Source organism: Lactobacillus sp. HMSC08B12 (assembly GCF_001808415.1).
Taxonomy (GTDB): Bacteria; Bacillota; Bacilli; order Lactobacillales; family Lactobacillaceae; genus Lactobacillus; species Lactobacillus delbrueckii.
On the sequence record NZ_KV793157.1, the window covers coordinates 1 to 9,512 of the forward strand.

6 protein-coding genes, 1 pseudogene and 1 other annotated feature are annotated in these 9,512 nt (G+C 48.9%); of the genes and pseudogenes, 2 read left to right on the plus strand and 5 right to left on the minus strand.

What is annotated here, in order from left to right:
• Positions 1 to 211 precede the first annotated feature (211 nt).
• Positions 212 to 913, plus strand: coding sequence for a TIGR00266 family protein (locus tag HMPREF3168_RS05060; protein ID WP_070488801.1), 702 nt, complete (start codon positions 212 to 214; stop codon positions 911 to 913).
• 48 nt (positions 914 to 961) lie between these two features.
• Here HMPREF3168_RS05060 and HMPREF3168_RS05065 read toward each other — a convergent pair whose 3' ends face one another.
• Both HMPREF3168_RS05065 and HMPREF3168_RS05070 read right to left on the minus strand, forming a co-directional pair.
• Entirely contained in the window at positions 962 to 1,867 is a 906-nt protein-coding gene (locus HMPREF3168_RS05065; RefSeq protein WP_070488804.1) for a proline-specific peptidase family protein, read from the minus strand.
• 32 nt (positions 1,868 to 1,899) lie between these two features.
• Entirely contained in the window at positions 1,900 to 3,519 is a 1,620-nt protein-coding gene (locus tag HMPREF3168_RS05070; protein WP_070488807.1) for a peptide ABC transporter substrate-binding protein, read from the minus strand.
• A 60-nt stretch (positions 3,520 to 3,579) separates the two neighbouring features.
• Positions 3,580 to 3,795, minus strand: a binding site (T-box leader).
• A gap of 148 nt (positions 3,796 to 3,943) precedes the next feature.
• On the opposite strand from HMPREF3168_RS05070, the gene HMPREF3168_RS05075 reads away from it, so the two are divergent.
• Positions 3,944 to 4,693: a class I SAM-dependent methyltransferase gene (locus HMPREF3168_RS05075; RefSeq protein ID WP_003614586.1), complete on the plus strand. Its 750-nt coding sequence runs from the start codon at positions 3,944 to 3,946 to the stop codon at positions 4,691 to 4,693.
• A 61-nt stretch (positions 4,694 to 4,754) separates the two neighbouring features.
• Here the strand turns inward: HMPREF3168_RS05075 and HMPREF3168_RS05080 are convergent.
• The 3 genes and pseudogenes from HMPREF3168_RS05080 to HMPREF3168_RS05090 all read right to left on the minus strand — a co-directional run.
• Positions 4,755 to 5,087 (minus strand): annotated as a pseudogene (locus tag HMPREF3168_RS05080) (ATP-binding cassette domain-containing protein); the annotation flags it as partial.
• Positions 5,088 to 5,190: 103 nt separating this feature from the next.
• Positions 5,191 to 8,391: a carbamoyl-phosphate synthase large subunit gene (gene carB, locus HMPREF3168_RS05085; RefSeq protein WP_070488810.1), complete on the minus strand. Its 3,201-nt coding sequence runs from the start codon at positions 8,389 to 8,391 to the stop codon at positions 5,191 to 5,193.
• Positions 8,384 to 9,460 carry a carbamoyl phosphate synthase small subunit gene (locus tag HMPREF3168_RS05090; protein WP_070488813.1) on the minus strand — a complete coding sequence of 359 codons (1,077 nt, stop codon included), beginning with the start codon at positions 9,458 to 9,460 and terminating at the stop codon, positions 8,384 to 8,386. The genes carB and HMPREF3168_RS05090 overlap by 8 nt, the downstream gene beginning before the upstream one ends.
• Positions 9,461 to 9,512 lie beyond the last annotated feature (52 nt).

The window sequence follows — 9,512 nt, forward strand, 5'->3', positions numbered from 1 at the left end:
GTATTTACACAAGAATTTATACTGAACCCAAATTTTAGCGAACTGGACCAATTAATACTTTCATCATGAAGTATCCAATCTGATTTTCTTTGTTTTTTAACGGAAATTCCTTTTGTGGGAGAAAACGATTTTTTGTTATAATATAAACGAGAAAAGGCTTTTAACATAAATATCAGATTTTGCTAAGGCAATAGAAAAGCAGAGGGACATCATGAAGTACGAATTGAGCGGCGGGAATACCTGCCCATTAGCAACTGTAACCCTCGATAAGGGGGAAAGCATTAAAGTCGAAAACGGGGCCATGGTGTACATGAAAGACGTCACCATCGCCGGTAAGATGAACTCCAGCAAGAAGGGCCTGGGCGGTTTGCTCGGTGCGATTGGCCGGAGCTTGACCAGTGGTGAAAGCATGTTTATCACTCAGGCAACGGGTGATGCGGACAGCGGACAAATCGGGGTTGCACCGGCAATTCCTGGCAAGATTCTAAAGCTTTCCGTTGGCAAGCAGCAGTACTGCTTAAACACCGGCGCCTTTCTGGCAAGTGACGACAGCGTCAGCTACAAGATGAAAAGTCAAAGTTTTAGCAAGGCAGCCTTTGGGGGAACAGGTGGCTTCTACGTAATGCAGACTGAAGGCGAAGGCGATATGTTAGTTAACGCCTTTGGTGACCTGGTAGAACTGACCGTGACTAGCAATAAGCCGATCTCAATTGACAATGAACACGTCATTGCCTGGGATGCAAATCTTGATTACGACATAAAAGTAGCGTCGGGGATGTTTGGCTTTACCTCAGGTGAAGGCCTGGTCAACCACTTTACCGGGGATGGCAAGGTTATCATCCAAACTCGTAACCTGCGTTCATTAGCTGAGGCCCTGCAACCTTTTATCGTTGAAAAAAACAGCAATAGTTAATGCAGCAAAAAAGATCGCCACAATCGTGACGATCTTTTTTCATGTCTGTTATTTTACCTCCACAAATTTCCCTGCCTCAACATCACTGATGAACTTATATAAGGAAGAGAAAAATGCATCTGGGTTGTCAACATGGTGGCAGTGGCCCCCATCTGGCGTGACCACCATGCGGGAATTCTTCAAAGAATGGTGCATCCGGCGCACCGCGTCAAGCGGCATAGTGTCAAATTCACCAACAGTCAAGAGGGTAAGGAGAGTTATTTGGGCCAGTTTGTCTCTGAAGTCCCATTCGGTCAGCTTGCCAACCATCATGAACTCGTTGTTACCCTGGAAGTAGTTGTACACCTGGGTATTGGTCGTGCTGACCACATGCCGGGTCGCGTTTTCCGGGTGCCGGACCAAGTAAACGGAGTAGAGCTTGGCAACCAATTCCTGGTACATCGCATCATCAAAATTCTCAGATGCTTCACATTCCTTCATGTATTCCACTTGAGCCGGGCTGAACATTTCATCCCTTTCACGGTTGATGTTGACCGTGTACTCATCCAAATTGTCAATCATCGATTCAATAATCACTGCCTTAAGATGCTGGCCATATCTGACTGCGTATTCCTGTGCCAGCAAGCCGCCCCATGAATGTCCGAGCAGGTAGAAGTTTTCCAAACCGAGCTTTTGGCGAACTTCTTCCAATTCATCGACGAAGTAATCAACAGTAAGGTACTTGCGATTTTCTTCCTTTGAAAAATCGGGTTGATCTGACCAGTACGAACCCAATTGGTCATAAGAGTAAACCTCAACTCCTTTGCCGGCTAAGCCAGCCTTGAAATTGTCAAAGTCTTCATGGTTGTCACCAGGCCCGCCGTGCACGCAGAGCAACTTGACCGGCCCTTCATTGACCTTGCGGGTAAAAAGGTGATAGCCATTGTCTAAAGTAACGATTCTCGTTTGATCCATGATTTTTTCTCCTTCAGTCATAAATTCACTTGTTACTTGAAGTATGCTCTCGTGTAGTCAACCATTCCAACCTTGTGCCAAAGTACCCCCTTTAAGTTGGAGTTTACCAGGTGGTCTTCAACCATGGTGTAAAGAGGAAGAACAGGGTAATCTTGGTTCATTTGTTCCTGTGCCTTTAACAGGTGGCTGAAGTAGACTGATCTGGTCGCGGCTTTTTTTCTGGCTTGGCTGAGCTCATTGTTGTAGGCAGCACTGGTGTATTTACCGTAATTGTGGCTGTTAGTCTTTTCCAAAGTCTGCAGTTCGCTGTATGGGTCAGCGTAGTCGTTGAGCCACAAGGAAAGGTAAAGGTCATATTTGCCATTGGCAACCAAGTTGTAAGCGGACTTGGATGGCAGATTCTTGACAGTCACTTTAAGTCCTGGCAGCTTGCTTTCCAGCTGTGACTGCAGGAATTCACCGACATTCTTGTCGGTAGTTGTATCACTTGCCACCAGGGTCAGCTCAACTTTTGACTTGCCCAGTTGCTTTAAGCCGGCCTGCCAAAGCTTTTTAGCCTTGGCAACATTGTAAGTTTCTTTTGGCTGCGCTGCTGTTGCGAAGTCCTTGCCACTGGCTGGATCCTTTGCGGCATTTGGTGCTGAGAAGGTGTAGGAAGGCTTTGAACCATCTGCTAAAACCTTTTTAGACAGCTGAGTACGATTAACAGACAAGTAGAGGGCTTGACGGAGTTGTTTGTTGGCCAATACGGCGCCCTCAGCCATATTCAGATTTACGAAGTTATTACCTGACCGGTAGAGGTGGTAGAGGTTCTTATTATTTTGCAGACCTTGTGCCGTCGTGCCTGAAACTACAGCGTCATCTAGGCTGCCTTGCTGGAAGAGCTGGTGGGCAGTGTTTGAATCCTTGACGACTTGGTAATTAAGTTTTTGCAGCTTGACCGCGCTTTTAGCGTAGTAGTGTGGATTCTTGACGGCAGTCCACTTTTCGCTGGTGTTGGTCCACTTGGTGACCTTGAAGGCCCCGTCAAAAGCGGTATACTTGGCAGCCGTACCATATTTGGCACCATATTTTTTAACAAGGCGGGTGTTTTGCGGGTAAAAGGCTGGCATAACCATCTTGTCGATGAAGGTCGGTTCTGGATTTTCAAGCTGCACGACCAGTTTAGACTTGCCAACGGCTTTGACGCCTAAGCTGCTGACCGCCTTTTTGCCTTGAGAGATCTGGTCAGCATTCTTGATGTTGCTGAAGATGTAGTTATAGCCAGACATTGCTTTGGGAGAAACGCCTTTACGCCAGGCTGTTACAAAGTCTTGCGCGGTTACAGTATCACCGTTTGACCATTTGGCATTGTGCCTCAGATTAAAAGTATAGGTCTTACCGTCACTGGACTTATGATAGCTAGTGGCAACCGCGGGAACTGGCTGGTCATTTTTATCTGACCGGTAAAGGCCAGCCATAGTTTGCACCAAAGTGTCCCATTGGGGGATTGAGGCAGTCACTGAGGTATCGAGGGAGCTGACTACATCAGTCTCCATCAAGTTCAGGCTTGTCTTGCCATTGGATGCTTGGGAATTGCTATTGCCGCAGGCCGCCAACGTGCAAGCTGACATGCCAAGTAATGCAACTGTTGCCATTTTTCTAACTTTCATTTGTGTTCCTCTTTTCATCTTTCAGGGAAAAGAAAAGCGCCCCACTGGATCAAATCGATCCAATAGGGCGCTATTAGCGCGGTACCACCTATTTTCGCCGTTAGGCCTTCACGCACAGATAATGCGCTGCCGCTTTAAGGGGCGGACCCCAAAACCACTAATCTCGCAGTTTCCGCTCAAAGGTGATTTTCGCACTTGGTCTGACCGCTTCTTCACACCAACCAGAAGCTCTCTGCAGGTCTCGCCAAAACTACTTTTCCTTTTCAAAGCAATGTTGTTTTGATTTCATGTCTTTTATCTTAATCCTAAATCTGAGAAAGTCAACAGCAAATGGCAAAAAAGTTAAGCCAAAGTTACAAATGCTGAAAAGAATTTTAACGCTGTGTTAAACTAAAAGTATTAATTACGTGGAGGAAAAACAATTATGAACTATCAAGATATAAACTCTGAAACGATCGACCGCTGGGTCAAAGAAGGCTGGGAATGGGGCAAGGCAATTGACCACGACACCTTCCAAGCTGCTATAGAAGGGAAGTGGGAGATCAAGTTGACCCCGGTTAAATATGCCCCGCACAGCTGGTTTGGTGACTTACACGGCCAAAAAGTCCTTGGCCTAGCCAGCGGGGGTGGCCAGCAGATGCCAATCTTGACTGCCTTGGGGGCAAAATGCACAGTCCTGGACTATTCTGACCAGCAGCTGGAAAGCGAGCGCCTGGTTGCAGAGCGCGAAGGCTACGATATCGACATTGTCAAAGCCGACATGACCCAGCCTTTGCCTTTTGCTGACGAAAGCTTTGACATGATTATCCAGCCAGTTGCCAACTGCTACGTTGAAAAAGTTAAGCCGATCTGGAAAGAATGCTACCGGGTTTTGAAAAAGGGTGGGGTACTCCTGGTTGGCCTGGACAACGGGATCAACTACCTGTTTGACAGTGAAGATGAAAAGTATGTCGTCAACTCTTTGCCTTTTAATCCGCTGAAAAATCCTGACCAGATGCAGCAGCTGGAAAAAGATGATTATGGCGTCCAATTCTCTCATACCTTGGATGAACAGATTGGCGGCCAGCTGGAGGCTGGCTTTACTTTAACCAATCTCTATGAAGATACCAATGGCGAAGGCCGCCTGCACGAATTGAATATCCCGACTTTTATCGCGACCAGAAGCGTGAAATAGCAAAAGCCACCAAGTTTAAGCTTGGTGGCTTTTAATGTATCCAAAATGATTTGCTTTTTTCTTATTCTTCACCATGTTCAAACTGTAACTGGTAAAGATCGGCGTAAAAGCCCTTCTTTGCCATAAAGCTGTCATGGTTGCCAACTTCAACGATATCCCCGTCCTTCAAGACGATGATGCTGTCTGCATCCCTGATCGTTGACAAGCAGTGGGCGATAACAAAAGCCGTCCGCCCCTGCATCAGCCGGTCCATCCCAAACATGGACCGTAAATCAGACCACTTCATCTTGCTTATATCCTGGCAGCCAATCGTGATCTTCCCGCTGTTTAACTCGTAAAAGCGCATCAAGAGCTTGACCAGGGTGGTCTTGCCGGCCCCAGTAGGCCCGACGATTAATGTGCTAAGTTATTACAAGTGGAAATCTAGAAACTTTTTCAAAGAAAAACGCCAGCAAATGCTGACGTTTAAAACTATTGAGTATTGATGAATACAGTTTTTACAGCTTGGTGATGTCGACCAAGGAGATCTTGTTGTCGTGCTTGGCTTCCAGGGCGTGGATGAGGGCCCGCGCCGTATCAAGGGAAGTGTAGATCGGCACACCGGCTTCTACGGCAAAGCGGCGGATCAGGAAACCGTCCTTCAAGTTGTTGTTTCTGGTTGGGATGTCGATGACCAGGTCGACCGTTTCCGTCAAGATCAAGTCAAAGATGGTGTTCTCCTTGTCATTGATCCTGTTGACCAGGCGGGCAGGGATGCCATGACTCTGCAAGAAGTCGTATGTCCCTTGGGTCGCGTAAAGGTCGTAGCCAAAGTCGTGGTATTCCTTGGCGATTGGCAAAAATTCTTCCTTAGCCGAATCCTTGACCGTGCAGATAACCTTCTTGTGCTTAGGCAGGTCCAGGCCAGTCCCCATAAAGGCCTTGTACATGGCTTCTTCAACGTCATCAGAAATCCCCAGAACTTCACCGGTTGACTTCATTTCCGGCCCCAAGGCAATTTCCGCCCCGGTAATCTTTTCAAAGGAGAAGACTGGCATCTTGACGGCAACTGTCTTCTTTTCCGGAGCCAGACCGTAGTCATAGCCTTGCTCCTTGATGGACTTGCCTATGATGACATTGGTTGCCACGTCAACCAGCGGAATCCCGGTAACTTTGGAGATATAAGGGATGGTTCTGGAAGAGCGGGGGTTGACTTCGATCACGTAAACTTTGTTTTCGTAAACGATAAACTGGATGTTCATCAAACCCTTGACCTTCAAGGCCTTGGCCAGGCGCTTAGAGTATTCTACGATTCTTTCCTTCATCTCCTGGGAGATCTTTTGCGGCGGGTAGATGGAGATTGAGTCACCAGAGTGGACACCTGCTCTTTCTACGTGTTCCATGATCCCAGGAATCAAGATGCCTTCGTCATCGCAGATAGCGTCAACTTCACATTCCTTGCCGGCCAAGTATTTGTCGATCAAGATCGGGTGGTCTTCAATGTTAAACTGGGAGGTGATGTGGTCGATAAAGCGCTTGAGGTCGCCGTCGTTTAGGGCGATTTCCATCCCGGCCCCGCCTAAAACGTAGGAAGGACGGACCAAAACCGGGTAACCCAGCTCATTAGCGGCCTTTAAGGCTTCTTCAGCCGTAAAGACGGTTTGCCCCTTCGGCCGGTCGATCTGGCACTTTCCCAAAATCTCGTCAAATCTTTCCCGGTCTTCAGCCGCGTCAACACTGTCGGCAGAGGTACCAAGGATCGGCACGCCCATCTTCATCAAGTCCTGGGAGAGCTTAATCGCGGTTTGTCCGCCGAATTGGACGATCGCCCCGTCTGGCTGCTCAAGTTCAATGATGCTCTGCACGTCTTCCGCCGTCAATGGTTCAAAGTAGAGGCGGTCGGCGATGTCAAAGTCAGTTGAGACAGTTTCCGGGTTGTTGTTGACGATGATGGTTTCGTAGCCAGCTTCCTTCAGGGCCCAGACACTGTGCACGCAGCAGTAGTCAAACTCAATCCCTTGGCCGATTCTGATTGGGCCGGAGCCAAAGACAATCACCTTTTTCTTGGACCGGTCTGGCTGGATTTCATGTTCACCGCCATAAACGCTGTAGAAGTATGGCGTTTCGGCGTCAAATTCAGCCGCGCAGGTGTCGACCGTTTTGAAGGCAGCCGTGATCTTCAAGCCCTTTCTGAGGTAGTAAACTTCATCAGCCGTCTTGCCGGTTAAGCTGGCGATAACCCGGTCTGGGAATTCGCAGTGCTTGGCCAGTTTCAAAAGATCTGGCGTCAGTTCTTCGCTCTTGAGGCGGTCTTCAATTTCAACCAGGTGCTTGATCTTGTCAATGAACCAGACGTCGATCTTGGTAATGGCATGAATTTCCTGGATGGAGACGCCCTTTCGCAAGGCTTCGGCAATTCTGAAGGCCCGCTTGTCGTCAATCTTGCGGAGGTCTTTCCGGAGATCATCAGCTGACAGCTGGGCAATTTCTTCATTATAAAGGTAGTAGCTGTCTTGTTCCAGGGACCGGAGGGCTTTCATGAAGGCACCTTCGAAGTTGTTGCAGATAGCCATGACTTCCCCGGTTGCCTTCATTTGGGTGCCCAGCTTGCGGGAAGCGTCGTAGAATTTGTCAAAAGGCCACTTAGGAATCTTGCAGACGATGTAGTCAAGGGTTGGTTCGTAAGAAGCGTAGGTCTTGCCCGTTACGGCGTTGACGATTTCATCCAAGTTGTAGCCCAAAGCAATCTTGGTAGCAAGCTTGGCGATAGGGTAGCCAGTTGCTTTTGAGGCCAGGGCAGAAGACCGGGAAACACGGGGATTGACTTCAATGACGCAGTATTCAAAGGAGTCTGGGTTGAGGGCAAACTGGACATTGCAGCCGCCCTTGATGTTCAAGGCAGTGATGATGTTGAGGGCAGAGGAGCGGAGCATCTGGTAGTCCTTGTCTGACAAGGTTTGAGATGGCGCTACCACGATACTGTCACCGGTGTGGACACCGACCGGGTCCATGTTTTCCATGTTGCAGACGGTGATGCAGTTGCCGGCACCATCGCGCATGACTTCGTATTCAACTTCCTTCCAGCCGGCGATTGATTGTTCAATCAAACATTCAGTAACTCGGGAGAGGCGGAGGCCGTTAGAGCAGATTTCATGCAGTTCTTGTTCATTGTGGGCGATCCCACCGCCAGTCCCGCCCAAAGTGTAGGCCGGGCGGACAACTACGGGATAGCCGATTTCCTTGGCAAAAGCAATGGCGTCTTCAACGTAGTTGACGACAACTGACTTGGCAACCGGTTCACCGATTCTTTCCATCAAGTTCTTGAATTCCAGCCGGTCTTCAGCCATCTTGATCGTGTCGGTGTCAGTACCGATTGTCTTGACATGGTGCTTTTCCAAAAAGCCTTCATCAGCTAATGCCATGGCAATGTTCAAGGCGTTCTGCCCGCCCATGGTTGGCAGAAGGGCGTCTGGCTTTTCTTTTTCCATCAATTGCTTAACGACTGGCACAGTCAAAGGTTCGATGTAGACGTGGTCAGCCATGTCGCCGTCAGTCATGATCGTGGCCGGGTTGGAGTTGATCAGGACAACTTCGATGCCTTCTTCTCTGAGGGCCCGGCAGGCCTGGGTCCCGGCATAGTCGAATTCAGCGGCTTGGCCGATGATGATCGGGCCTGAACCAATCACTAAAACTTTTTTGATATCGTCACACTTAGGCATTCTTGTGTTCTCCCATCATTTCAATAAAGCTGTCAAAGAGGTATTCCGTGTCATGCGGGCCGCCGCAGGCTTCCGGGTGGAACTGGACGGACTTGATGTTTTCATTTAAGTATTCCAGTCCTTCGATGGTCTTGTCGTTGACATTCTTGAACCAGACCTTGGCTTGCTTTGGATCAATCGTGTCTTCCTTGATCACGTAGTTGTGATTTTGCGTGGAAATGTAAACCCGGCCGGTGGTCAGATCCTTGACTGGGTGGTTGCTGCCGTGGTGGCCGTAGACCATTTTTTCCGTCTCAAAGCCGTGGGCTAAGGCTAAAAGCTGGTGGCCCAGGCAGATGGCGAAGATCGGGATGCCGGAAGAAGCAAGAATTTTCAGCTGGTCAATGATTTCCGTGCATTCACTCGGGTCACCGGGGCCGTTTGAAAGCATGATCCCATCGAAGTTGTGGTCTAAGACATATTGGGCCGGGGTGTCAGCCGGCAGGACTGTGACACGGCAGCCTCTTTTGGCCAGTTCTCTGGCGATATTGCGCTTGGCACCGAAGTCGTAGAGGGCAACTTCGTAGTCACCTTGACCGACATGGTAGGGTTCAAGGCAGCTGCACTTTTCAACGACCCCTTGGATCTTGAAGGCCTTGAGCTGGTCAATTACTTCGCTGACTTCGTAATCCTTAGTAGTGATCATCCCGTTCATGCAGCCTTCTTTGCGTAGGATCCGGGTGATAGCCCGGGTGTCGACGCCTTGGATGCCTGGGATGTTGTTTTCAATCATGTAGTCGTTCAGACTCATGTTCATGCGGAAATTGGACCCCAGTCGGGAAAGCTCGCTTACTACAAAGGTTTCGACAAAGGGGTGGGCGGCTTCCTGGTCATCCAGGGGAACACCGTAGTTGCCGATCAGGGGATAGGTCATGACCACGCTTTGACCGGCATATGACGGGTCGGTCAAGACTTCCACATAACCAGTCATCGCCGTGTTGAAGACGAATTCGCTGATAACATCATGGATCGCGCCGAAGCTTTCGCCTTCAAAAACGTGTCCATCTTCCAGTATTAAACGCGCTCTCATTGATTGTTTGACTCCTATAAAAAAAGGTTCAGTATAAATTCTTGTGTAAATA

What these genes read in the sequence shown, in the direction of transcription:
- HMPREF3168_RS05070 (WP_070488807.1), bottom strand. Translation starts at nt 3,519, where the DNA reads ATGAAAGTTAGAAAAATGGCAACAGTTGCATTACTTGGCATGTCAGCT.
- HMPREF3168_RS05075 (WP_003614586.1), top strand. Translation starts at nt 3,944, where the DNA reads ATGAACTATCAAGATATAAACTCTGAAACGATCGACCGCTGGGTCAAA.
- HMPREF3168_RS05090 (WP_070488813.1), bottom strand. Translation starts at nt 9,460, where the DNA reads ATGAGAGCGCGTTTAATACTGGAAGATGGACACGTTTTTGAAGGCGAA.
- carB (WP_070488810.1), bottom strand. Translation starts at nt 8,391, where the DNA reads ATGCCTAAGTGTGACGATATCAAAAAAGTTTTAGTGATTGGTTCAGGC.
- HMPREF3168_RS05060 (WP_070488801.1), top strand. Translation starts at nt 212, where the DNA reads ATGAAGTACGAATTGAGCGGCGGGAATACCTGCCCATTAGCAACTGTA.
- HMPREF3168_RS05065 (WP_070488804.1), bottom strand. Translation starts at nt 1,867, where the DNA reads ATGGATCAAACGAGAATCGTTACTTTAGACAATGGCTATCACCTTTTT.